Source organism: Streptomyces sp. NPDC031132, from assembly GCF_055570595.1.
On record NZ_JBVIGX010000039.1, the window covers coordinates 1 to 22,886 of the forward strand.

Annotated in this window: 23 protein-coding genes and 1 pseudogene; 16 read left to right on the top strand and 8 right to left on the bottom strand. The window is 71.9% G+C overall.

Going from position 1 to position 22,886, the window contains the following annotated elements:
• Window positions 1-129: 129 nt before the first annotated feature.
• The gene (locus ACZ49B_RS33655) at window positions 130-804 is read right to left on the bottom strand and encodes a ScbR family autoregulator-binding transcription factor (RefSeq protein ID WP_468313538.1); all 675 of its coding nucleotides are present in this window, start codon (window positions 802-804) and stop codon (window positions 130-132) included.
• Between the two features lie 209 nt (window positions 805-1,013).
• Window positions 1,014-1,472 (bottom strand): carboxymuconolactone decarboxylase family protein, encoded by a 459-nt coding sequence (locus ACZ49B_RS33660; RefSeq protein WP_266674195.1) that lies wholly within the window; start codon window positions 1,470-1,472, stop codon window positions 1,014-1,016.
• A 250-nt stretch (window positions 1,473-1,722) separates the two neighbouring features.
• Between ACZ49B_RS33660 and ACZ49B_RS33665 the strand changes: the two genes are divergently transcribed.
• From ACZ49B_RS33665 to ACZ49B_RS33675, 3 genes and pseudogenes are all read left to right on the top strand, one after another.
• On the top strand, window positions 1,723-2,976 hold the full coding sequence (locus ACZ49B_RS33665; RefSeq protein WP_468313541.1) for a cation:proton antiporter domain-containing protein: 1,254 nt from the start codon (window positions 1,723-1,725) through the stop codon (window positions 2,974-2,976).
• A 553-nt stretch (window positions 2,977-3,529) separates the two neighbouring features.
• Window positions 3,530-3,787, top strand: a pseudogene (locus ACZ49B_RS33670) (epoxide hydrolase); the annotation flags it as partial.
• Window positions 3,788-3,829: 42 nt separating this feature from the next.
• The gene (locus ACZ49B_RS33675; RefSeq protein ID WP_468313545.1) at window positions 3,830-4,336 is read left to right on the top strand and encodes a DinB family protein; all 507 of its coding nucleotides are present in this window, start codon (window positions 3,830-3,832) and stop codon (window positions 4,334-4,336) included.
• Window positions 4,337-4,345: 9 nt separating this feature from the next.
• Here ACZ49B_RS33675 and ACZ49B_RS33680 read toward each other — a convergent pair whose 3' ends face one another.
• Entirely contained in the window at window positions 4,346-4,900 is a 555-nt protein-coding gene (locus tag ACZ49B_RS33680) for a flavoprotein (RefSeq protein WP_468313548.1), read from the bottom strand.
• 205 nt (window positions 4,901-5,105) lie between these two features.
• On the opposite strand from ACZ49B_RS33680, the gene ACZ49B_RS33685 reads away from it, so the two are divergent.
• From ACZ49B_RS33685 to ACZ49B_RS33695, 3 genes are all read left to right on the top strand, one after another.
• A complete protein-coding gene (locus ACZ49B_RS33685) occupies window positions 5,106-5,321 on the top strand; it encodes a DUF4287 domain-containing protein (RefSeq protein WP_468313551.1) in 216 nt (71 codons plus the stop codon).
• Window positions 5,322-5,406: 85 nt separating this feature from the next.
• Window positions 5,407-6,246, top strand: coding sequence for an NmrA family NAD(P)-binding protein (locus tag ACZ49B_RS33690; RefSeq protein ID WP_468313555.1), 840 nt, complete (start codon window positions 5,407-5,409; stop codon window positions 6,244-6,246).
• A 40-nt stretch (window positions 6,247-6,286) separates the two neighbouring features.
• Window positions 6,287-7,291 carry an AraC family transcriptional regulator gene (locus tag ACZ49B_RS33695; protein ID WP_468313558.1) on the top strand — a complete coding sequence of 335 codons (1,005 nt, stop codon included), beginning with the start codon at window positions 6,287-6,289 and terminating at the stop codon, window positions 7,289-7,291.
• On the opposite strand, the gene ACZ49B_RS33700 is transcribed toward ACZ49B_RS33695, so the two are convergent.
• The gene (locus ACZ49B_RS33700) at window positions 7,288-7,770 is read right to left on the bottom strand and encodes a GNAT family N-acetyltransferase (protein WP_468313561.1); all 483 of its coding nucleotides are present in this window, start codon (window positions 7,768-7,770) and stop codon (window positions 7,288-7,290) included. The genes ACZ49B_RS33695 and ACZ49B_RS33700 overlap by 4 nt on opposite strands.
• Window positions 7,771-7,893: 123 nt before the next feature.
• On the opposite strand from ACZ49B_RS33700, the gene ACZ49B_RS33705 reads away from it, so the two are divergent.
• The gene (locus ACZ49B_RS33705) at window positions 7,894-8,421 is read left to right on the top strand and encodes an anthrone oxygenase family protein (RefSeq protein WP_468313564.1); all 528 of its coding nucleotides are present in this window, start codon (window positions 7,894-7,896) and stop codon (window positions 8,419-8,421) included.
• Between the two features lie 21 nt (window positions 8,422-8,442).
• On the opposite strand, the gene ACZ49B_RS33710 is transcribed toward ACZ49B_RS33705, so the two are convergent.
• Window positions 8,443-8,937 (bottom strand): anthrone oxygenase family protein, encoded by a 495-nt coding sequence (locus ACZ49B_RS33710; protein WP_468313566.1) that lies wholly within the window; start codon window positions 8,935-8,937, stop codon window positions 8,443-8,445.
• 188 nt (window positions 8,938-9,125) lie between these two features.
• On the opposite strand from ACZ49B_RS33710, the gene gdhA reads away from it, so the two are divergent.
• Window positions 9,126-10,529 carry an NADP-specific glutamate dehydrogenase gene (gdhA, locus tag ACZ49B_RS33715; protein ID WP_468313569.1) on the top strand — a complete coding sequence of 468 codons (1,404 nt, stop codon included), beginning with the start codon at window positions 9,126-9,128 and terminating at the stop codon, window positions 10,527-10,529.
• Window positions 10,530-10,715: 186 nt separating this feature from the next.
• On the top strand, window positions 10,716-12,080 hold the full coding sequence (locus ACZ49B_RS33720) for an AMP-binding protein (protein ID WP_468313572.1): 1,365 nt from the start codon (window positions 10,716-10,718) through the stop codon (window positions 12,078-12,080).
• A gap of 73 nt (window positions 12,081-12,153) precedes the next feature.
• Here the strand turns inward: ACZ49B_RS33720 and ACZ49B_RS33725 are convergent, their stop codons facing one another.
• Window positions 12,154-12,606 carry a MarR family winged helix-turn-helix transcriptional regulator gene (locus ACZ49B_RS33725; RefSeq protein WP_468313574.1) on the bottom strand — a complete coding sequence of 151 codons (453 nt, stop codon included), beginning with the start codon at window positions 12,604-12,606 and terminating at the stop codon, window positions 12,154-12,156.
• 117 nt (window positions 12,607-12,723) lie between these two features.
• Between ACZ49B_RS33725 and ACZ49B_RS33730 the strand changes: the two genes are divergently transcribed.
• The 5 genes from ACZ49B_RS33730 to ACZ49B_RS33750 all read left to right on the top strand — a co-directional run bounded on the left by ACZ49B_RS33730 (window position 12,724) and on the right by ACZ49B_RS33750 (window position 18,739).
• The gene (locus ACZ49B_RS33730; RefSeq protein ID WP_468313577.1) at window positions 12,724-13,581 is read left to right on the top strand and encodes an alpha/beta fold hydrolase; all 858 of its coding nucleotides are present in this window, start codon (window positions 12,724-12,726) and stop codon (window positions 13,579-13,581) included.
• A gap of 482 nt (window positions 13,582-14,063) precedes the next feature.
• Complete coding sequence (locus ACZ49B_RS33735) at window positions 14,064-15,176, top strand: bifunctional DNA primase/polymerase (protein ID WP_468313579.1); 1,113 nt, start codon at window positions 14,064-14,066, stop codon at window positions 15,174-15,176.
• A 17-nt stretch (window positions 15,177-15,193) separates the two neighbouring features.
• Entirely contained in the window at window positions 15,194-16,738 is a 1,545-nt protein-coding gene (locus ACZ49B_RS33740; RefSeq protein WP_468313686.1) for a DNA primase family protein, read from the top strand.
• Window positions 16,735-17,124, top strand: a complete 390-nt coding sequence (locus ACZ49B_RS33745; protein WP_468313581.1) for a DUF6009 family protein — start codon at window positions 16,735-16,737, stop codon at window positions 17,122-17,124. Before ACZ49B_RS33740 ends, ACZ49B_RS33745 begins: the two co-directional genes overlap by 4 nt.
• 88 nt (window positions 17,125-17,212) lie before the next feature.
• The gene (locus tag ACZ49B_RS33750) at window positions 17,213-18,739 is read left to right on the top strand and encodes an FAD-dependent monooxygenase (protein ID WP_468313584.1); all 1,527 of its coding nucleotides are present in this window, start codon (window positions 17,213-17,215) and stop codon (window positions 18,737-18,739) included.
• Between the two features lie 26 nt (window positions 18,740-18,765).
• On the opposite strand, the gene ACZ49B_RS33755 is transcribed toward ACZ49B_RS33750, so the two are convergent.
• The gene (locus tag ACZ49B_RS33755; RefSeq protein WP_468313587.1) at window positions 18,766-19,437 is read right to left on the bottom strand and encodes a ScbR family autoregulator-binding transcription factor; all 672 of its coding nucleotides are present in this window, start codon (window positions 19,435-19,437) and stop codon (window positions 18,766-18,768) included.
• A 118-nt stretch (window positions 19,438-19,555) separates the two neighbouring features.
• Here ACZ49B_RS33755 and ACZ49B_RS33760 point away from each other — a divergent pair, with 118 nt between their 5' ends.
• Window positions 19,556-20,404, top strand: coding sequence for an NAD(P)H-binding protein (locus tag ACZ49B_RS33760; protein ID WP_468313589.1), 849 nt, complete (start codon window positions 19,556-19,558; stop codon window positions 20,402-20,404).
• A 25-nt stretch (window positions 20,405-20,429) separates the two neighbouring features.
• Here the strand turns inward: ACZ49B_RS33760 and ACZ49B_RS33765 are convergent, their stop codons facing one another.
• Window positions 20,430-21,389: a ScbA/BarX family gamma-butyrolactone biosynthesis protein gene (locus ACZ49B_RS33765; protein WP_468313591.1), complete on the bottom strand. Its 960-nt coding sequence runs from the start codon at window positions 21,387-21,389 to the stop codon at window positions 20,430-20,432.
• Window positions 21,390-21,946: 557 nt separating this feature from the next.
• Here ACZ49B_RS33765 and ACZ49B_RS33770 point away from each other — a divergent pair.
• Window positions 21,947-22,582, top strand: a complete 636-nt coding sequence (locus ACZ49B_RS33770) for a ScbR family autoregulator-binding transcription factor (protein ID WP_468313594.1) — start codon at window positions 21,947-21,949, stop codon at window positions 22,580-22,582.
• The last annotated feature ends 304 nt before the right edge of the window (window positions 22,583-22,886 follow it).

Here is a 22,886-nt window from a genome sequence, read left to right on the forward strand (position 1 = left end):
GGGTGATTGTGTGTCGTCGCGACTCCCTCCCCCCCCATCCCCCCCCCCCCCCCCCCCCCCCCCCCCCCCCCCCCCCCCCCCCCCCCCCCCCCCCCCCCCCCCCCCCCCCCCCCCGCCCTGGATACGTCGTCAGCCGACCGGAACGGCAGCGGACTCCGGGGCGGACAGAGCGAGTTCGGCCCGGCACGCGGGCGAGCCCGCCGGGTCGAACCGGGGGATGCGGTGCGCGGGCACGATCCCCGGGAGCAGGAAGTTCCACAGGTCGACGACCCGGGTGTGCAGGTCTTCGCGGCCGGTGCGGACGTGCGAGGTGACCTGGATTCCGGTGAACGAACCGACGAGGAGCGTCGAGAGGTCGTACACGTCGAGCGCCGGGAAGAGGTCGCCGCGCTCCTGGGCCGGCTTCAGGCAGCCGTGGGCGGTGTCGATCCAGGCGTTGTACGGGGTCGGGTCCGGATTGGTGAAGGAGCCGAACTCGATGACCAGGCGGATTCCGGCGCGGATGCGGACGTTGGCGCACAGTCCGTGAGCCATCTGGTGCGTCAGGTCGATGACGGTCTGCAGGCCCGGTTCCTCCACGGCGGGGACGCCTGCGGCGACCTGGAACTGCTCGTCCATCAGGGCGCGGGCGAGGGTTTCCTTGGACTGGAAGTGGAAGTACAGGGCGCCCTTGGTGACGCCGGCGTGCTTGACCACGTCGCTGAGGCTGGCGCCGCCGAAGCCGAAGCGGTCGAAGGCGATGGCTGCGCCGTCGAGGATCGCCTGCCGCGTGATCTCGGCGCGTTCCTGGCGTGCCCTTGCCATGGTGTCTCCCTGCAGCTTGCTTGCCGCCCGCAGTTGCCTGGCGGTTGGTGCCTGTTGCCGGGGTGCGAGCTGTGGTCGTCGCTGCGGCGGAGGTCGTACAAGGTCAATCTAGTGGGGCGGCGGTAAAAAAAACCAGTCGACAAGTACTTTTTAGCGGAGGGGGGACCGTTAACGGCGTTAACGCCGTTAACGGTCCGCGGGGGTGGGGGTTAGGACCAAGGGGTGCCGGCCTGCTGGCGGGTGGCCAGGTTGAGGCGGTTCCAGACGTTGACCGTGGAGATGGAGAGGATGAGGGCGGCGAGCTGCTGCTCGTCGTAGTGCTTCGCCGCCTCGTCGTAGACCTCGTCCGGGACCGCATTGCTGCGGTCCGCGACACGGGTGACGGCCTCCGCCAGGGCGAGGGCGGCGCGCTCGGCGTCCGTGAAGTAGGGGGTGTCGCGCCAGCCGGCGATCGCGTGGATCCGCTCGTCGGTCTCGCCGAGCTTCTTCGCTATCCGGGGGTGCATGTCGAGGCAGACGCCGCAGGCGTTGATCTGGCTGGCCCGGATGTGGGCGAGCTCGAGGGTGCGCTCGCTGACGCCGGTGGCGACGACGGCCTTGCCGATGGCCGTGAGGCCGGCCATGGCGCCGGGGACGACGAGGGCGGGGTTCCCCATGCGTGCGGTCATTGCGTTCTCCCGTGGGTGGGTGCGGTGCTGCGCGGTTGGCTTCGCTTCGTTGTCTTCACTGCACTGACGGATGGGCGGACGGAAGTGTGACCGGCTCGGGGAAATTTCTTTCGGCGGCGGGCTCGCGGCGTTAACGGCGTTAACGGTGTGGACGCCGCGACTCCTGGAAGTGTGGGGCGGTTCGTTGCCGGGGCGGCGGCCTCGGCGGAAGCCTGTGGCGGTGGGAGCGTCACGTGATCCGCTCGGAGCCGTGCTGATTGCCGTACCCGTCGTCGTTCTCGCGTGCGGTGTGGCGGCCGGCGTGATGCGCAGGCTCGGACAGACGGCCGTGGTCGGCGAGATTCTGGTGGGGATCCTGCTGGGGCCGTCGCTGCTGGGGCGGCTCTGGCCGGCGGGGAGCCGGTGGCTGCTGCCGGGCGAGGTCCTTCCGTACCTGGAGGTGCTGGGGAACCTGGGGCTGCTGGTGTTCATGTTCCTGGTAGGCCTGGAGCTTGATGTCGGGCTGCTGCGGGGACGCGGGCGGGCCGTGGTGGTGGTGAGCCAGGCGAGCGTGTGGATCCCGCTGGGGCTCGGGAGTCTGCTGGCGCTGGCGATGTACGGGTCGTTCGCGCCGGAGGGGGTCGGGCGGGCGGAGTTCGTGCTGTTCGTGTCCGTCGCGATGAGCGTGACGGCGTTCCCGGTGCTGGCGCGGATCCTGAAGGACCAGGGGCTGTACGGGACGCCGGTGGGGGCGCTGGCGATGGCGTGTGCGGCAGTGGCCGACGTGGTGGCGTGGTGCCTGCTGGCGTTGGTGGTGGCCATGGCGCAACCGCTGGGGGGAGGGGGCGGGGGCGCTCGGGGGATCGTCGGGATGGGGGTGCTGACCGGGGTGTTCCTCGCGGGGATGTGGTGGGGGGTGCGGCCCGTGCTCGGGTGGGGGATGGGGCGGTGGGGCAGCGATCCTTCCGCCTCCGGTGCGGGTGCCGGTGCCGGTGGGGTCGTGGGGTTGTGCAGTGGGGTCTGCCTGGCGGCGTACACCACCCATGCGATGGGCGTGCACGCGCTGTTCGGGGCGTTCGTGTTCGGGGCGGTGGTACCGAGGACGGCGGTCGTCGAGCAGGCGGCGGAGCGGATGCGGGAGTTCGCGGTGCCGGTGCTGCTGCCGCTGTTCTTCGTCGGGAGCGGGCTGAAGACGGACGTGGGGCTGCTGGGTGGCGGGACAGCGTGGTGGTGGGCGGGGGCGGTGCTGGTCGTCGCGGTCGCCGGGAAGTGGGGCGGGGGGACCGGGGCGGCGTTGCTGGCGGGGCAGCCGGTGCGGGACGCGGTGGCGCTGGGCGCGCTGATGAACTGCCGGGGGGTCACGGAGCTGGTGGTGCTGAACGTGGGGCTGGGGCTCGGGGTGATCGGGGCGGAGCTGTTCACGGCGCTGGTGCTGATGGCGTTGGTGACGACGGCGGTGACGGGGCCGGTGGTACGGGCGTTGCGGGAGCGGGAGGGCAAGGGGGCGGTCAGCCTTCGGCGTTAACGGCGTTAACGGTCTGCCGCCGGAAGGGCGGTGGGCGTTGACGGCGTTAACGGTCCGCCCGGGGTGGGCGTCGGCATTAACGGCGTTAACGGTCCCCGGGCCTCGGGGCGGCGTCCGGGCGTAACGGGCCTCGCGGGGTCGGGCATCCGGCGTTGACGGCGTTAACGGTCTGCGCTCGGGCCGGCCCCGGGCATTAACGGCGTTAACGGTTCAGGCCCCGGGTCGGGCCCTTCGGCGGTGAGGGTGCCCGCTGGGCTCGGCGGCTCCGACCGTTAACGGCGTTAACGCTCGGGCGGACCCGCGCCGGGGCGTTAACGCCGTTAATGGCGTGGGCCCTCCGGGCGGGGCGCCGGCGTTAACGCCGTTAACGGTCCGCCCGGAGTGGCCGTCGGCATTAACGGCGTTAACGGTGGGTGGGCTTGGCATGCCCGCCCGAGTGGTTTTGGGGAGTGGGCGCAGGCGTCTCGGGTGGATGTGGCCGAGCGGCTGGATCGGGTGCGGTGGCCCGATGAGCTGCCGGGCGGGGGCGGGCTTGCGGGATGCCGCTCGGGGGACCGGGACCACCGGGTCTGCCGCGCGGATCTCCTACGAGCGCGCGCATGCGCCGCCCGAGGTGTCGGCCACGCCGACTGCCTTGGCCGACTTCCCCCGGGACCACTCCATTCCGCTGCGGCACGTCGCCGCGCGCACCGGCGCCGTCGTGCGCTGGACCTCGTACGACCGGGGTGGGTACTTTCCCGCGATGGAGGGGCCGGAGCTGCTGGTCGCGGACATCCGGGCGTTCTTCCGGGAGCTGCGGTCCGGCATGTGAAACTGCGGGTACGGGAGACCGTACGGCTGTGATCATCGGGCGATGATCGATGAACAGCGGACCCGGCCCGTGCTGGTGGGCGACGAGCGCGCCACCCTGACCAGCGTTCTGCAGTGGCAGCGGGACACCCTGATGATGAAGTGCGCGGGGCTGACGGACGAGCAGTTGCGGCGCAAGGCCGTCGCACCGTCCGGGCTGTCCCTGCTCGGGTTGGTGCGGCACCTGGCGGAGGTCGAGCGGGGCTGGTTCCGCAACGTCCTGAACGGCGAGGACGTACGGAGCTACTTCCCGAAGAACGAGGCCGGGGAGTGGACGGACTTCCACGTCGAGGACGCGGACCCGGCCGAGTCGTTCAAGGTCTGGGAGGAGACCTGCGCGCGGTCCCGGGCGATCGTGGACGCCGCCGGTTCGCTCGATGTGACGGGGCATTACGGCGACGAGGCGTACTCGCTGCACTACGTCCTGGCCCACATGATCGAGGAGTACGCCCGGCACAACGGGCATGCGGACCTGCTGCGCGAGGCGATCGACGGCGTGACCGGGGAGTAGCCGGCGCCCTCAGGAGGTGTGCGGGGCGGTCACGGCGTCCAGGGCGGTGAGGGCCAGCGGCCACGGGAAGTGGGACGGGGCGTCGGGGCCGGCCGGGCCGGGAACGAAGCCGTCCTCGCCGTAGAGGACGCTGACGCCGGCGCCGCGCAGGGTGGCCAGGGACTGGTCGAACTGAGGGTGCGCGGCGAGAGCGGCATTCGTGCAGGGCATGGTGACGACGGGGGTGCCCTTGCCGATCGCCTCGGCGGCGACGCCGACGGCGAAGCGGTCGGTGAGGCCGAGGGCCCAGGAGTTGAGGGAGTTGAAGGTCGCCGGGGCGAAGAGCAGGGCGTCGGCGGCCGGCCATACGTCGGGCTCGCCGGGGAGCTTGTACTGCCAGCGCACGGGGTGGCCGGTCAGCGCGGCCAGGCCGTCGAGGCTTCCCGCGAGCCAGTGCGCGGCGGTCGGGGTGAGGCCGAGACAGACGTCCCAGCCGCGGGACTGGGCGTCCTCGATGACGTGGGCCACGTCGAAGACGGGCGGGGCGGCGGAGCAGAGCAGGTAGAGCGTCCTCGTGGGGGTCATACCGCCATGTGATCACATGAGTTGATCTCGACCATAGTTGAGGTGACGCGATCGGCCATGTGAGCGAATCTCGGAAGGTTGTTCCGATGGTCGTTCAAGTGGTTGTTCCACAGCTTTTTTGGCCGCGGGCGATGAGTTTCGGGCGGGGCCGGCGTCTACCTCTGTGACAGCGAAGCACGACGTACGGACGAGGAGCACCACAGACATGAGCGAGCCGGTGAAGGGCCCCGCCAGCTACTTCCCTTCGATCGAGAAGAAGTACGGACGCCCCGTCGCGGAATGGAAGGACCTCATCCGGTCCTCTCCGCTGACCAAGCACATGGAGCTCGTCTCCTGGCTCAAGGCGGAGCACGGGGTGGGGCACGGCCACGCCAACGCCCTGGTCGCGCACACCCTCGGCGAGGACGCCGGGCGGGCCTGAGGAACAGGCCGCCGGTGGACGTACGCGTATGGAGCTGAGCTTTTCGGCGATGTTCCGTCTCGCGGCGCCGGGCTTGACTGGAGGCATGACACAGACACCGCAGAACACGAAGCCCGCCGGCCCCGCCACCCTGGTCATCGGGGGCAACGGGAAGACCGGCCGGCGCGTCGCGGAGAAGCTCCGGCTCCAGGACCGCCCGGTCCGGATCGGCTCGCGTACCGGAGCCCCCGCCTTCGACTGGAACGCCCCCGTCACCTGGGGCCCGGCGCTGGAGGGCGTCGACCGGGCGTACGTGACCTACTACCCCGACCTCGCCTTCCCCGGGGCCGCCGAGCAGATCGGCGCGTTCTCGCAGGCGGCCGTGGCCGCCGGGGCGCGCCGGCTGGTCCTGCTGTCCGGCCGGGGCGAGGAGGCCGCGCAGCGCGCCGAGGAGAGCCTGAAGGCGTCCGGGGCCGACTGGACGGTCGTCAGGTCCAGCTGGTTCAACCAGAACTTCGACGAGAGCTTCTTCCTGGAGCCCGTACGGGCGGGGGAGATCGCCCTGCCGACCGCGGACGCCGTGGAGGCCTTCGTCGACGCCGACGACATCGCGGACGTGGTGGTGGCCGCGCTGAGCGACGACCGGCACATCGGCAGGACGTACGAGCTGTCCGGGCCGCGGCTGATCAGCTTCACCGACGTCGCCGCCGAGCTGTCGAAGGCGACGGGGCGCACGATCGCGTACGTCCCCGTCTCCCAGGAGGCGTACCGGGCGGTGCTGCGCGAGCACGGCCTGCCGCAGGAGTTCGCCGATCTGTTCACGCTGATCCTGGACGGGCGCAACGCGCATCTGGTGGACGGGGTGGAGGAGGTGCTCGGCCGGAAGCCGAAGGACTTCGCCGAGTTCGCCCGCGAGGCGGCGGCGACCGGTGCCTGGGACGTCTGAGTCCCTGTTGCGGGGCAGGTCGCCGGGAGAGGATGGCCCCATGGACACGCTGAGCGGCCTCCTCGAAGGCCCCAAGGCCCGGGGCGCTTTCCTCCTCAAGTCCGTCTTCAACCCGCCGTGGTCGGTGCGGATCGAGGACCGGGCCCCGCTGTCGGTGGTCACGATGGTGCACGGGGACGGCTGGCTGCTCCCCGACGGGGGCACGCCGGTGCTGATCGGCCCCGGGGACGTGGCCGTCGTACGGGGGCCCGAGGCGTACACGCTGGCGGACGCCCCCGGGACGCCGGTGCAGATCACGGTGGATGCGGAGCAGCGGTGCAGCACGCAGGCGGGCGAGGACGTCAGCGAGACCATGGCGCTGGGCGTGCGGACCTGGGGCGCGGAGTTCCAGGACGCCGGGTCGGCGGTGATGCTGAGCGGCACCTACCAGGCGCCGAGCGAGATCGGCCGCCGGCTGCTGGGCGCGCTGCCGACGGTGCTGGTCCGGCCGGCGGCGGCCGCGGACACCACGCTGATCGGGCTGCTCGCCTCGGAGATCTCCCGGGACGAGCCGGGCCAGGAGCTGGTCCTGGACCGGCTGTTGGACCTGCTGCTGATCGGGGTGCTGCGTACGTGGCTCGCGGACCCGGGGTCGGGGGCCCCGGGCTGGTACCGGGCGCAGGGCGATCCGGTGGTCGGGCGGGCGCTGCGGCTGCTGCAGGAGAACCCGGCCCACGGCTGGTCGGTGGAGGAGCTCGCGCAGAAGGCCGGGGTCTCCCGGGCCTCGCTGGCGCGGCGGTTCACGGACCTGGTCGGGGAGCCGCCGATGGCGTACCTGACGGGGTGGCGCCTGGCCCTGGCGGCCGATCTGCTGCGGGAGCCGGACGCCACGGTGGCGACGGTGGCCCGACGGGTGGGCTACGGCTCGGCGTTCGCGCTGTCGACGGCGTTCAAGCGGGTCCGCGGGGTCAGCCCGCAGGAGTTCCGTACGGGGGCCGCCGCCCTCGTCGCCGCGCCGGCGGGCGCCGGGCCCCCGCGCACGGTGGTCCTGCCGGACGGGACCTAGGCACCGTCCGGCAGGTCCAGTACGCCGACGGTCTGGCCGCCGCTCAGTTCGCCGGTGAGGCGGAAGCCGAGGCCCCGGTAGAACGGCTCGGGCGTGCCGGGGCCGGGCTCCCAGGTGACGTACGCGCGGTCGGCGCCGCGGCGCCGGAGCTCGGCGGTGACGGCCCGGACCGCGAAGCGGCCGTAGCCCTTGGCCTGGTGGGCGGCGCCGACGTTCAGGCGCCAGATGCCCGAGCGGATGTCGGCCGGGTCCCGCTCCGGGGCCCAGGCGATGTCGACGAAGGCCATGACGAAGCCGACGACCTCGTCGCCGTCGACGACTGCGCGCGGCCAGGCGGTGTCCCCGTGGACGTAGGCCTCGGCCAGGGACTTGACCACGGGGGAGACGAGGTGGGCCTGGTCGGGGCGGACCTGTACCGCGCACACCGCGTCGAAGTTGGCTGCGGTGACCGGCTCCAGGCGGAGTGCGGAGGTGCTCATGGCCGCACCCTACCGAGGGCGTGTCCTGCGCGGACACCGGAAATTTCGAGATCAGACCAGAACCTGTGGCAGTACGTCTCCAGCTCGACCACATCGACCGGATCGACCAGATGGGAGCCTCTCGTGCAGACGAACACAGCCGGCGGCAGCAACCGGATCGCGACCGTCCTGCTCATGGTCTCGACCGTGCTCGTGGGCCTGATGGCGGGCCTGTTCTTCGCCTTCGACGTCTCGGTGATGCCGGGACTGGCGCGGGGCGACGAGCGGACGTACGTCACCGCGATGCAGAACTTCAACGCGGTCATCGACGGGAGCGGGCTGTTCGGCACCGCCTTCGTGGTGGCCCTGCTCGCCGCCGTCGCCTCGGCGGTCGTCGAGTACCGCAAGGGCCGGCGCGGGGTGGCGGTCTGGGTGGCGGCGGCGGCCGCCCTCTACCTCGTCGTGCTGGTGATCACCTTCACCGTGAACATCCCGCTGAACAACGAGCTCGCCGACGCGGGCGATGCGGCGAAGCTGACCGACTTCTCGATCGTGGACAAGTTCAAGGGGACCTGGGTGACCACGAACATCATCCGTACCCTGCTCTGCACGGCGGCGCTGACGGCCCTCGCGCGGGCGCTGGTGCTGTACGGGCGGGCCACCGCGCGCTGAGCCGCAGCGGCCGCAGCGGCCTCAGAGGCGTCCGTGCAGTACGAGGGCCCAGGCCAGACAGCCCAGGGCGATCGTGCACAGCAGCGTCCGCCAGCGGTTGGCCGGCACCCAGCGCGAAGCGAAGGCGCGGCGGACGGCGGCCGGATCGGCGATCCGCTCGACGGGGCCGGCCTGGTCCAGGGCGTTGTTGAGCGGGATGTTGACCCTGCCGGTGACACCGAGCTGGAGGGCGTACGCGACGAGCGCACCGATCAGCGGCGGCGCCACCTCACCTGCGCCGGAGGCGAGGTACAGGGCCAGCGCGAGGCCCGTGAAGAGCAGGGAGCCGAGGAAGCCGGTCATGAACCAGCCGTTGATGATGGCGACGTTGACGCGCTGCATGACCGAGATGAACGTCCGGTCGTCCGAGCGCCCCAGCGCCGGCATCACCGAGACGTCGAAGGCGAAGAACAGGCCCGCCATCAGGCCCGTCGTGATCGTCGCGGCGATGAGCGAGACGAGCCCTGCGATGTCCACGTCCGTTTCCCCCTGTTGGTGGTCTGCGCATGGTCTGTTCGCGCTCATGCACGGGTCATCGAATCGTCAAGGCTGCCGATCGTAGGGGCAGCGTGGCCACGTGTCGCGGGGGATTCGCGAGGATTCACGGGATGTGCGCCGTCCGGGGAACGGAACCGCTCCCCGGAACGACTCCCTCAGCAGGCACCATGCACCTGCCGTCGTTTACGCACCGCGCACTCCCTGGAGGGACACACGTGAAGGACTCGAAGGACAGGCTGGAAGACCTGCGGGCCGAGATCGAGCGCCGCAACCCCGCACAGCCCGAGTTCCACCAGGCGGTGCGGGAGGTCCTCGAGACCCTGGCCCCCGTCTTCGCCGCCCGGCCCGAGTACGCCGACCCGGCCGTGGCCCTGGTGGAGCGGCTCACGGAACCCGAGCGCCAGATCCTCTTCCGCGTCCCGTGGCAGGACGACCGGGGCCGCGTCCACGTCAACCGCGGCTACCGCGTCGAGTTCAACAGTGCGCTCGGCCCGTACAAGGGCGGCCTGCGCTTCCACCCGTCGGTGGACATCGGCGTGGTGAAGTTCCTGGGCTTCGAGCAGATCTTCAAGAACGCCCTGACCGGCCTGGGGATCGGCGGCGGCAAGGGCGGCAGCGACTTCGACCCGCACGGCCGGTCGGACGCCGAGGTCATGCGCTTCTGCCAGTCCTTCATGACCGAGCTGCACCGGCACATCGGCGAGCACACCGACGTGCCCGCGGGGGACATCGGCGTGGGCGGCCGCGAGATCGGCTACCTCTTCGGCCAGTACCGGCGCATCACCAACCGCTGGGAGGCCGGCGTCCTGACCGGCAAGGGCCAGGGGTGGGGCGGCTCCGCGATCCGGCCGCAGGCGACCGGCTACGGCAGCGTGCTGTTCGCCGCCGAGATGCTGGCGGTCCGCGGCGAGTCGCTGGACGGGCTGACCGCGGTGGTCTCCGGCTCCGGCAACGTCGCTCTGTACACGATCGAGAAGCTGCAGCAGCTCGGCGCGAACCCGCTGACCTGCTCGGACTCGAAGGGCTACGTCGTCGACGAGAAGGGCATCGACCTGGCGCTGCTCAAGCAGATCAAGGAGGTCGAGCGCGGGCGCGTGAGCGAGTACGCGGCGCGGCGCGGGTCCTCGGCACGGTTCGTGCCCGGCGGGCGGGTCTGGGAGGTGCCGGCGGACGTCGCCTTCCCCTCCGCCACGCAGAACGAACTGGCCGCGCAGGACGCCCGTACGCTCGTCGCGGGCGGGGTCAAGGCGGTCTCCGAGGGCGCCAACATGCCGACCACTCCCGAGGCCGTGCGGATCCTGCAGGAGGCCGGGGTCGCGTTCGGGCCCGGCAAGGCGGCCAACGCGGGCGGGGTGGCGGTCAGCGCCCTCGAGATGAGCCAGAACGCCGGCCGGGTGGCCTGGAGCGCGCAGCGCGTCGAGGACGAGCTCGCGGGCATCATGCGCTCGATCCACGCCGTCGCGTACGAGACCGCCGAGCGGTACGGGGCACCGGGCGACTACGTCACCGGCGCGAACATCGCCGGGTTCGAGCGGGTCGCGGACGCGATGCTGGCGCAGGGCGTCATCTGACCGGGCGGGGCCCGGGGCTTCGGCTCCGGGCCCCGTGCGGGGGCGGTGGGGCGCAGCGCTGCTGCGCGGCGCGCGCGGCGGCGGGCTTCGACTCCGCCTCGAGTGCAGGCGGGCCGGTGTTGCCCGGTGGGCGGGAGCCGGGCCGTAGCCTGGGGCCGACCAGGCCTGAGCAACACCGAGGGGGACGTGACCGTGACCGTGCTGACCGCTTTGGACGGGGTGTACGGGGACCGGAGGGACGCGATCGGCGTCGCGGGGCGGACCGCCTCGTACGAGGAACTGCTCGGCGCGGCGCGCGCGGTGGCCGCCGACGTGGCCGGGGCGAAGGCCTTCGCGGTGACGGCGACGGCCTCCCTGGAGACCGTCGCCGCCATGGTCGGCGGGCTGCTGGCCGGGGTGCCGTTCGTACCGCTGCCGCCCGATGCGGGGCCCGCCGAGCGCGAGCACATCCTGCGGGACTCCGGCGCGGTGCTCGTGGACGTGGACTTCGCCCGGCGCTCCGACTGGAACGGGCCCGCCGCCGCGCCCGAGGACCCGGCGCTGGTGCTGTACACCTCCGGGACCACGGGCGCGCCCAAGGGCGTGCTGCTGACCGGCGCGGCGCTCGCCGCCGACCTGGACGCGCTCGCCGGAGCCTGGCAGTGGAGCGCCGAGGACACGCTCGTGCACGGGCTGCCGCTGTTCCACGTGCACGGGCTCGTGCTCGGCGTGCTCGGGGCCCTGCGCACCGGCAGCCGCCTCGTGCACACCGGGCGGCCGACGCCCGAGGCGTATGCGGCGGCGGGCGGGAGCCTGTACTTCGGGGTGCCGACCGTGTGGTCCCGTATCGCCGGGGCTCCGGAGGCCGCGGCCGCGCTGTCCGGGGCCCGGCTGCTGGTCTCGGGCAGCGCCGCGCTGCCCGCGCCGGTCTTCCGGGACCTGGAGCGGCTGACCGGGCTGCGGCCCGTGGAGCGGTACGGGATGACGGAGACGCTGATCACCGTCAGCGGGCGCGCTGGCGGCGAGGTCCGGCCCGGTACGGTCGGCACCCCGCTGCCGGGGATCCTGACCCGGGTCGCGGCCGAGCCGGGTGCCGAGATCGGGGAACTCCAGCTGACCGGTCCGACGTTGTTCGCGGGATACCTGGGCCGTCCGGAGGCCACGGCGGCCGCGTACACCGAGGACGGGTGGTTCCGTACGGGCGACATCGCGGCCGTCGACGAGGCGGACGGGGTGCACCGGATCGTGGGGCGGGCCTCCATCGACATGATCAAGTCCGGCGGCTACCGGATCGGCGCCGGGGAGATCGAGAACGCCCTGCTGGACCACCCCAAGGTCAGCGAGGCCGCGGTGGTGGGGGTGCCGGACCCGGACCTGGGGCAGCGGATCGTCGCCTTCGTCGTCGCGGAGGGGGTGACGGGCGCGGAGCTCACGGAGTTCGTCGCCGCGAACCTGTCCGTGCACAAGCGGCCGCGCGAGGTGCGGTTCGTGCCGGCGGTTCCGCGCAACGCGATGGGCAAGCCGCAGAAGAAGCTCCTGCTGACGGGGGAGTTCGGGCCGCAGGAGGGCTGAGGGCGCGGGCCGGGGCGCGGGGCCCGTGCCCCGGGCGCGGGGCTTGCGCCCGGTGCCCGGTGCCCGGGGCGGCCTAGCGGGCTTCCCGGACCAGGTGCCGGGCCAGGAGCTCCAGGGCCTCGGTCACCTCCGGGAGGCGGGCGGCCTCGGTGGTGCCGAGGGCCTTCGCGAGGGCCTCCTCGACCTTGGAGGAGCCCGCGGCCCGGACGGCGGCCACGCGGTCGGAGACCGTCGGGGACGGGCTGACCAGCGTGCGGCGGCGGTCGGCGGGGTCGGGGGCCGTCCGGACCGAACCGGCCTCGCGCAGGCGGGCTACGGCGGTGGAGACCTGGCTCTGGGGCAGCCCGGTGCGCTGGGCCGTCTCGCCGACGGTGGTGTCGGGGTGCGCGGCGATGTCCCCGGCGACGATGACCACGGAGCGGGTGCTGCCCGCGTACTGGCCCGGTCCGCCGGGGGGTTCGGGCAGGGCTTCCTCGCCGAGCTTCATCAGGGCGCGGCCCAGCAGGAACAGTTCGATTCCATCCATGGAGGCAAGATACATCAAGGTGGATACATCTCTCTTGATGTATCTGTTTCGATGGATTAGGCTGGTCGCAGAGCAGCGGGCGAAGGCCGTTGCGGCAGACATCTTGGGGGAGTCGTCATGTCCAACACCGTTCAGAGCAGCAGCAACACCACCACGGGGATCGTGGCGGTGGCCGGCGCCACGCTGCACTACCAGGTCCAAGGCTCCGGCCCGCTGCTGCTCATCGCGCAGAGCGGAGAGGGGGATGCGGACCGCACGGTCGACATGGTCCCCCATCTCACCGACGCGTTCAGGGTCCTGACGTACGACCGGCGCGGCCTCTCCCGCAGCCGCCTAGAGGAGCCCGGGCGGACCACGTCGCTCGCGGAGCACGCCGAGGACGTGCACCGGCTGCTGGCGGCGGTCACCGACGAGCCCGCTCTGATGCTGGGATGCAGCATGGGCGCCCTGATCGGGCTGCATGTGGCCGTGCGGTATCCGGGGCAGGTGAGCACCCTGGTGGCCCACGAGCCGGTGTCCCCGCTGCTGTTGCCCGCGGAGCTGCGGAGCCGTCACGAGGCGGAGCTCGCCGGGCTGCAGGAGCTGTACCGGGCCGGCGGGCTCGGCGGGGTGTTTGCGGAGATGGCCCGGGTGGTGGGCATAGACCCCTCCCGGCAGGACGCCGAGCCGGGCCTGACCCCGCAGCCGATCGACGCCCAGCGCCGCGCCAACTTCGACTACTTCATCGAGCACGACTTCTCGGCGGTCATCGGGGACACCCTCGACCCGGCCGAACTGACCCGCACGCAGACCCGGATCATCCCGGCGGTCGGTGCCGGGACGCCGGCCGGGGTGTTCGACCACCGGTGCGCCGTGGAACTGGCGGACCTCCTGGGTGCCGGGATACGGACCTTCCCGGGCGGGCACAACGGGAACACCACGCACCCCAGGGCCTACGCGCAGGAGCTCCGGTCCCTGCTCGCCACGACGCGTTGACTCACGTCGCTTGCTTCCTGCTAAATCCCCGGCCCAGGCGGGCTCGAGCGGCCCGGAAGGGGCGGGTGCGGGGGCAGCGACTGAACGGGAGCGACTGAACGATCGCTGGGTCGCTGGGCGTGGCCGGGGAAAGATGCAGGTCAGAGGGCTGATGCGGGTGCGGCAGCGACTGAAGCGACTGAAGGCTCAGGTATATGGAGACATTGGCGTGCGTGCGCGTGTGTGCGCGTGTGCGTCATATATAGGCGACTTGAGTCGCTTCGGTCGCTGTTCTGCCTTGCGCAGGCCTGTGACCTGGTGTTCTGTGAGCTACTCGGCGAGCGACTGAAAGAGATTCGGTAGCTGACCGGTCAGTCGCTCGGTCGCTGGGGCTCTCTGTGGACACGTACACCTGTTCTGGCTCATATGCCTCTCGTCCCTCAGGGGTTTCGATAATCTGATTTTGGGCGTTGAGTCGCTTCAGTCGCTGATGGGGGAAGTGAATGGCAGCTGAGCTGCGGGTTTCGCGCAGCGACCCACGGCAGTTCACCAGAGCTGCACCGGTCGCGTCGCAGCCTCTGACGACTGCCAGATGGTGTGCGCGTCAGGGGTGGCCGGTTCACCCCCTTGCCCCGGGTCGCAAGACGCCGGTGGGCAACTGCGACGCGTGCCGCACTCCGGGCCACAACCGGGGGGCGTGCGACTGCCTCCGGGCGGGCCGCTCGTGCCATGGATTCCATGCAGCCACGCTCGACTCCGAACGGATCGAGCAGTGGTGGGGTGCTCGCCCTGACCTCGGGGTCGGTGTCGCCACGGGCCCCGCGGGCCTGGTCGTCATCGACATCGACGCGCACGCGCGCGAACTCCCCGACCGTGAACGGCTCCTGCCCGGTGTCGGGATAGCCGACACGGTCGACCTGACCGGGCTGGCCAACGGCTTCCACACCCTGGGCGTGCTGGCGGCTCTGCGGGGCGCCGCCAGTCCGGCGGACGACGAGTCGACCCTGCGCGTGCGTACGCCCTCCGGGGGCCTGCACGTCTGGTACCGCAACGCCGGAGGCCACCGGTGGCAGTGCTCCGCGGGATCGGGCGGTGGCCGGGCCCTGGCCTGGCAGGTCGACGTACGGGCGCACGGCGGGTACATCGTGGCTCCGGGGACCGTGACCCCGGCGGGCGTCTACCGGCCCGTGGGGGCCACGCGCGTGCCTGCGCCGCTGCCGGCCTGGCTCGCCCGGGAACTGGAACGCACCGGGCACCTGCCCTCCGCGGCCGCCCACGGGGCCCGTCCCGTACCGCCGCGCGCCCGGCAGGCCGTGATCGCTGCGGGCGGGGGACGCGGTGCGTCGGAGAAGGTCCTGGCAGGGGTGCTCGCCGAAGTCGCAGCCTGCGCCGCCATACCCGAAGGGGCCGCGTTCTCCGAGAAGTTGAACCGCGCCGCCTTCACGGCCGGCGGGCTCGTCGCCGCCGGGCACGCCGGCGAGGCCGAGGTCCTGCGGGCCCTGCAGGATGCGGCCGAGCTGGCCCGCCCGGGGCAGGAGCACCGCTGCCGCGCCATCATCCGTGGCGGGCTCAGCGCGGGACTGGCACGTCCGCTGGCCCTCCGAGGCCGCGTGTGAGCGTGGAGAACGACAGCATGCTGTCCGGCTTCGACGTGCAGGCCGTCGCCGCCCAGATCCTTGCGCAGCCCGTCCCCGCTCCCCGGGAGCCGGTGGAGTCCAGGGGGAGCTCTGCCGGCCGGGAGGTGGCGGGCGCTGCCCCGGCTGCCCCGCCGTCCCCGGCCGCGGACGGCGAGGCGACGGCGGACGGACTGCTGCCGGACACCCTCACCGACCGCGGCAACGCCAAGCTGTTCGTCAAGCTCTACCGCAACGACTACCGGCACGTTCCCGGGATCGGCTGGTTCCGCTGGGACGGCACGCGCTGGCAGATCGACGAGGACGACACCGTGATGTGGTCCGCGGGCGACCTCGCGGAGTCCATCGCGACCACCGACCCCCGCGGCGTCTACACCCCGGCCGCGCTCCAGCAGCACCGCCGCCGCACGCTCAGCACCAGCGGGATGAACGCGATGCTCACCCAGGCCAAGTCCGCCCCGGGCATGGTGCTCAACGCGGCCCGGCTGGACGCCGATCCGTACGCGCTGTGCACCCCCGCGGGCGTCGTGGACCTGCGCACCGGGCACATACGCCCCGCCGAGCCCACGAAGGACTTCCACTCCCGCTCCACCTCGGCGGCGCCGCAGCCGATGCCCACGCCGCGTTGGAACAGCTTCCTGACGGACACCTTCGGCGAGGGGCCGGAGGGCGCGGAGATGATCGGCTTCCTGCAGCTGCTGCTCGGCTACTCCGTCACCGGGGACGTCGGCGCCCAGGTCATGCCGTTCCTGTTCGGGTCCGGCAAGAACGGCAAGTCCGTGCTGCTGGACGTGCTGATGAAGCTGCTCGGGGACTACGCGGACGCGGCGCCCCCCGGGTTCCTGATGTCACGGCCGTACGAGGGGCACCCGACCGACCTCGCCGAGCTGCACGGCCGGCGCGTGATCGTGTGCAGCGAGGTCAAGCCGGGCGACCGCTTCGACGAGGCCCGCGTCAAACTGCTCACCGGCGGCGACCGCATCAAGGCGCGCAGGATGCGGCAGGACTTCTTCAGCTTCGAGCCGACGCACAAGATGTGGCTGCTGGGCAACCACCGGCCCGAGGTGGGCACCGGCGGGTTCGCGTTCTGGCGGCGGATGCGGCTGATCCCGTTCGAGCGGGTCGTCTCCGACGACCGCAAGATAGACAACCTGGCGGACGTCCTCGTCACCCAGGAGGGTCCGGGCATCCTCAACTGGCTGATCGAGGGCGCCCGTCGGTACGTCGGCGGCGACAAGGACCTCACGGGCCCCGAGCGGGTGCGCATCGCGACCACGGCGTACGCGGAGACCGAGGACCACACCGGGCGCTTCATCGGCGAGACCTGCCGCCTCGAGGCCGATCTGCGGGCGGAGCAAGCGCAGCTGTACGCGGCCTACAGGGGCTGGTGCCAGAATGAGGGGGCCCCTGCGATCTCTTCCCGGGCCTTCGCGGCGCGCGTTCGCGAGGTGGTGGGACTGGCCTCGCCGAAGGAAATGATCCTGTCCAACCAGCGCAAGTACTACCCGGGCATCGGCCTGCTCGCGGACGAGGAGACAGCATGAGCGCCCTCATCGCAGAAGACGAGATCGTCCACGAAGTGGACCTCGTCTGGCTCGAGGACATCAGCCGGCTCGACTACGTCCGTCAGAGCCTGGACCGGCTGCCGACCCGGCGCGGCAGGCCCGCGTACCACCGTGACGGCCGGATGGTCGGCTACGCCCTGCTGGGGCCGAAGGCCAAACCGTCGCGCTCCTCCGGCACCTTCCGGCGCCGCGTGTTCTGGCTGCTGCCCCACGACCGGGACACCGCCCCCGACGGGCTGTACGCGCGGGGGGCGCCGGCGGAAGCCGTGGACGCCCGGACGCTGGCGCCGGGCATCAAGGGCCGCAAGACCGAGCGCTCGGAGGGCGGCCCCATGTCCTCGGCGGTGCGCGAGCTCCGCCCCTGACCTGTGCCGCATCGCCGACGGGGCTGTTTTTGCCCCGGAGCGTGAAAAAAAACAGCACAGCCGGTATATTTTCGCTGCCGTACGGGACATGGGCCAACGGGAGGGCACCGCTGTGCAGGGGGAACGCCGGATAGAGGCGCAGGTGGCGGTGGTCGGCGGGGGGCCCGTCGGGATGCTCGTGGCCGCAGAGTTGGCCGCGTACGGAGTCGACACGGTCGTCCTCGAATCGGCGGCCGAGGTGTCCGAGCGCCCCAAGGCGACCACACTGCACGCCCGGGCGGTGCAGTGCCTGGCCCGCCGCGGCCACCTGCCGGCGCCGACGGCCCCGTACGACCGTGCCGCGGGCGCCAGCCCCTTCCACTTCGCGGGTCTGCCCGGCCTGGTCATCACGGCTCCCGAGAACGAGCCGGAGCCGATCCTCAAGTGCCCGCAGGCGCAGCTCGAGCGCCTCTTCGAGGGGCGCGCCCGCGCCGCGGGCGCACGGATCCTGCGCGAGCACCGGGTGACCGGGCTGTCCCAGGAGCCGGACGGGGTGCGGATCACGGCCGAGGGGCCGGCCGGGCCGGCCGTCTGCACCGCCCGGTACGTGGTGGGGGCCGACGGGGCCCGCAGCATGGTCCGCGAGCGGGCGGGCATCGGCTCCGACACCCATCCGGCAACGGTGTCGGCCCTGATGGGGGCCGTCACGCTCGCCGACCCGGATGCACTGGCCGCGGGCTGGCACCGTACGCCCCGCGGCTGGCTCGTGGTCAAGCGCGACCCCGAGGGCATGACGCACATCCGGACGCTCAACTGCACCGGGGCGCACTCGGACCGGCACCTGCCGCCCACCCTGGAGGAGCTGCGCCGGGAGGTGGCCTGGATCGCCGGACGCGAGATCGAGATGGAAGAGCCGCGCTGGCTCGGCAGGTTCAGCGACTTCACCCGGCTGGCCACGACCTTCCGGGCGGGACGGGTCTTCCTCGTGGGGGACGCGGCGCACGTGCACTTCCCGATCGGCGGGCAGGGCCTGAGCACCGGAGTGCTGGACGCCCTCAACCTGGGCTGGAAGCTGGCGCTCGCCGTGCGCGGTGAGGCGGGCCGGGACCTGCTCGACACCTACGACCCGGAGCGCCGGCCGGTCGCCCGGCGGGTCATCGACAACACGCGGGCCCAGCTCGCCCTGATGCGGCCGGGGCCCGAGGCCGACGCCCTGCGCGGGGTGTTCACGGGTCTGCTGGCGGCGGACCGGGCCACCGGGCACCTCAGCGGCATCATCAGTGCCCAGGACACGGTGCTCCCGGAGCGTGCCGGGCGGCCCGCCGCCGGCGAAGGAAGGTTCCTGCACAACGTCGCGCTCACCACCGCGACCGGCGAGACCGACGTGATCGGGCTCCTGCAGGACGGCCGGCCGCTGCTGCTGCTCTTCGGCGAGCAGGGCAGCGGCTACCGCGAGGAAGCGCGGGGCCGGGAGCGGATCCTGCGCGTCGTGCGCGCCCGGGCCACCCCCGACGTGCCGTACCAGGCGCTGCTGGTGCGGCCCGACGGCTACATCGCGTGGGCACCGGGCGGCGACGACCTGGCCGTCGCGCTGTCGGCGTACTTCGGCGCGGGCGCCCGCGCGGGGCGCCCGTGACGGAGCCGGGGGCTGCGACCGGCCGCTCAGGCGATGGCGCCCGCGCTCTCCAGCTCGTTCGCCGCCTTGAGGGCCTCGGCGTAGACGGTGGCTCCCCGGGACTCGGTGAGGTCGAGCGAGGCCAGGACGGAGGGCACGGTGATGCTGGGCAGCAGGTGCCGCATCAGTGCGGAGGCCCTGACCGCCAGGTCGCGGTAGTCGCAGATGGCCTGGGACATGGACTGGACCCCGGCGAACGAGCCCACGATGATGTCGGCGGTCTCGGACGGCACGACGTGCGGCAGCAGCTCGCCCTGCTCCTGGGCCTTCTGAAGCGCAGCGGTGACGACCTCGGCCCAGCGCACGAACGGGCCGCTGCGGTCGAGGCCCTGCGCAAGCTGGTCCATGGTCAGCCGTACGCCGGCGCGCACCATGGGATCCGTCTGCAGGCGGTAGGCGTGCAGCATCACCATGTCCAGGATCTCCTGCACCTTGGAGGTGCGGTCGGGGACCATGATCCGCTGATCCTGCTCGGCGAGTACGCCTTGCGCCAGGTCTTCCTTCGACTGGAAGTGGAAGTACAGGGCTCCCTTGGTCACCCCGGCCGCGGTGAGGATCTGGGAGATCGTGGCCGCCTGGTACCCGGAATCCTCGAAGACCTTGGCTGCCGCAGAAAGGATCGCCTGCCGTGTACGGATGGCCCGGACTTGCTCAGCCACTCTGGCTCCTCCCTGCTGTGGTGGTGCGTCAGTAAAAAACCGCTCAGTTCGTATCTTACAGCGGGTAACCATCTTCGGCCGATAGCGGCGGAGGAAAACGTCAGGTCAGGGAGGAAACATGCTTCTTGTCACAGGCGCCACGGGGACGGTCGGGCGGGAAGTGGTCCGGCGGCTCCCCGCCGAGCTGCCGGTGCGCGTCATGGCCAGGGAACCGGAGCGTGTCACGGGGGCGTCCGCGACGGCCGAGCGAGTCCACGGCGACTATCGGGACCCCGCGTCGCTCGTACGGGCCCTGCGCGGGGTGGGCACCGCCCTTCTGGTGACCAGCCGGGTCGGGGGGGACGACGACGCGGCCTTCCTCCACGCCGCGCGGTCGGCCGGCGTACGGCGCGTGGTGAAGCTCTCCGCCGCGGCCGTGGAGGATCCCGGGGCGGATGACCTGATCACCCGTTGGCAGCGCAGGAACGAGGAGCTGTTGCGCGGCTCCGGGACGGAGTGGACGCTGCTGCGCCCGCGCTCGTTCATGTCCAATGCCCTGTCCTGGGCGGCGTCCGTCCGCTCGGACCACGTGGTGCGGGCCCTGGGCGGGCCTTCGGGCAACGCCTGCGTCGATCCGCGGGACATAGCGGACGTGGCGGTGCACGCCCTCACCCGGGAAGGGCATGCGGGCCGCGCCTACACGCTGACGGGGCCCGAGGCGCTCACTGCGGCCGAGCAGACCGCCCAGCTCGCCGAGCTGCTGGGAAGTCCGCTGCGTTTCGAGGAACTGGGTCCGCAGCAGGCACGTACCGCACTGGGCGAGCGCTATCCGCGAGACCTCGTGGAGGCGCTCTTGGCCGGCGCGGAGCGGCAGCGTGCCGGAGCGAAGGCCCGGGTGGACCCGACGGTCCCCGCACTGCTCGGCCGGCCTGCCGGCTCCTTCCGCGGGTGGGCGAGGGATCACCTGCGCGCTTTCGTGTCGACGTGATGCCGACGGCGGGGTCGGCGGCCGGTCAGAGGTCGCACAACCCCGCGGTCACGATGGAGCTGAAGACGCGATGGCCGTTCTGGTGGCCGGTCACCCGGATGGCCTCCCGTCCTTCGGGGACCACCCCTTTGGGGAGTTCGTGCGTCTCGATGATGCAGGGAGCATCCAGTTCGGTGTACCGCTCGAAGGTGCTGTCCAGGCTGAGAGGAAGGAAGGAGCAGCGTCCCAGCACGGCGGAAGTGGCCTGGCGGGCGGCCTCGAGCAGCACCATGCCGGGTATGTGGTCGACAGGGTGGTCGAAGAGCACGGGGTGTCGGGTGTCCGCTCGCAGGTACCAGCGGTCCGGCCTGTCGGTCGGGGACAGGACGACGTCCATGGGCGACAGGCGTCCGACGCTCTGCGGGGCCGCTGGGGCGGTGAGCGGCAGCTGCCGCTGTTCGCCGCTCACGGCGCGGTCGCCGCGCAGCCGACGGTAGACCGCAGGAGAGATGCACGTGTAGCTGGCAGCGGCCGTCGCGGCCAGTCGACCGTCGCGGCGGATCACGGCCTCGTAGCGCAGGCTCGAGAGCTGGTTGCCGCGCCGTTTGACGTCGGTGCAAGTGACGGCGATGTCGACGGAGGCGGGCGTCCAGCCCATCTCGAGCTGCTGGGGCTCCACCGCGATGCTGAGGTCCCTGAGCAGGAACTGGTGCCCGAACGGGACGCCGAACTCGGCATGGCCCAGCAGGGCGCCGACCTGGCGGAACGTCTCGACGGCAATGAGCGGGTCGTGATGGCTGCCGTGGACCGGAGTGTAGAAGCTGTGGCCGCGGGGCCACTGCGCCGTCACCGTGAAGTGGGTGTCGTCCAGGCGCGCCCAGTCGGTGAGCATGACCTCGGCGACGGCGGCGCGGTGCACCAACTCCTTGGGAACGGTGGTGGTCCAGGTGGTGGGTCGGACGACGGCGGGTCTGCTCGTGGAAGTCCAGCCGTCCCGTCCCGTCATTTCTCCGTTGAACGCGGTTCGTTCAACTTGAAACGTGCTCGCAGACATTGCTCCCCCTGGGCTCCGCTGGCGAGTAGGGCTTGATGTGCCTCTGGCCGGGAAAGATACATACCAACCGGTTTAATTTCTAGCGGTAGCTGAGCCTCCGCTACTGCAAGCACTGCAGAGCCTTCTCCTGGTTGGGTCGTTTCCCCTGGTCAATGGGGTCCTCCCGGCCCGTGGCCCACTGTAGCCCCAGCCGCTTCAGCGGTTCGCTCTCCTGGGTGAGTCGAGCGTGACGACAGTGATTCTCGAGCAGCGTGGCTGAACGTGACCGAGTGTGCCCGAACAGCGCCGGTGACTTGGCCCAGTTTTCGGTCATAACCGAACGGGGCGAGCCCTTTCGGCAAAAACCGCATACGCGGTTTGTTATAGTTGCCCTACGGAGCGGGGTCGCATCCTGCCGGGAGAGGCCTGTCATGACCGTGAGGGGCGCCGCCCGTCAGGTGCAGCTCCCTCGCGCAGCTCCGCAGCACGTACGTACCGCCTGCCCTTCGCAGGCGTCGCAACCCCTCGCAGTGACGGAGCAGTCGATGGTCAAACAGGAGCGCGCGGCGCGCACGCGTGACACCCTGATCCGGTCCGCGGCCCAGATCTTCGACCGGGAGGGTTTCTCGGTGGCGTCGCTCACCGGGATCAGTTCGCTGGCCGGGGTGAGCAACGGGGCGCTGCACTTCCACTTCGCGAGCAAGGCCGCGCTGGCGGACGCCGTCGAGGCGGCGGCGCTCACCCGGCTGCTGGCCGTCACCGATTCAGGGGCCCCGCCCGGGGCGGGCCGCCTACAGCTCCTCGTCGACGTCACCCATGGCCTCGCCGCGGCGCTGCGCACCGATGTGGTGCTGCGGGCCGGCTTCGAGCTGAGCGGGGATGCCTCCCGCGCGCCGCAGTCCGATCTGCGCGAGCGCTGGCGGAAGTGGGTCGAGGAGACGCTGGAACAGGCCGACGCAGAGGGCGAGTTGCGCCCCGAAGTGGCGGCCCGGGACGTGGCTTCCGCCGTGGTGGCCGCGACCGTGGGCTTCGAGGTGCTCGGCGCCCGGGACATGGCGTGGCTCTCGGCCTCCACGGTCACCCGGTTCTGGCGGCTCCTGCTGCCGACGCTCGTACCGGCTCCCCTTCTCGCGGACCTCAAGGCCGAGGGTGCCCGCGAGCGGTAGGGGGCGTGGGCGACACGACCACCCTGCCCCGGCTCCCTCCCGCACCGCGCGGAGGGGCCGGGGCTTTTGCGTGTCCGCCGTGGCCGGTAAGGGGAGACCTTGCGGTCTGTTTTCACCCTCCTCGGTTTGTTCTGGAGGAGATGCAGAGTGGGGTGGGAGGAGGGCCGGCGAGCTTCCGTGATGACAACTCCGCAGGTCGGAGCGGTACATGAGGGATCGTTAGGTGGGCTAAGAAATAAAAACAGCACGGTCGGTTTCGTATTGACAAACCGCCGGTCCTGTTTTTTACTGGCGAAGGCTCATC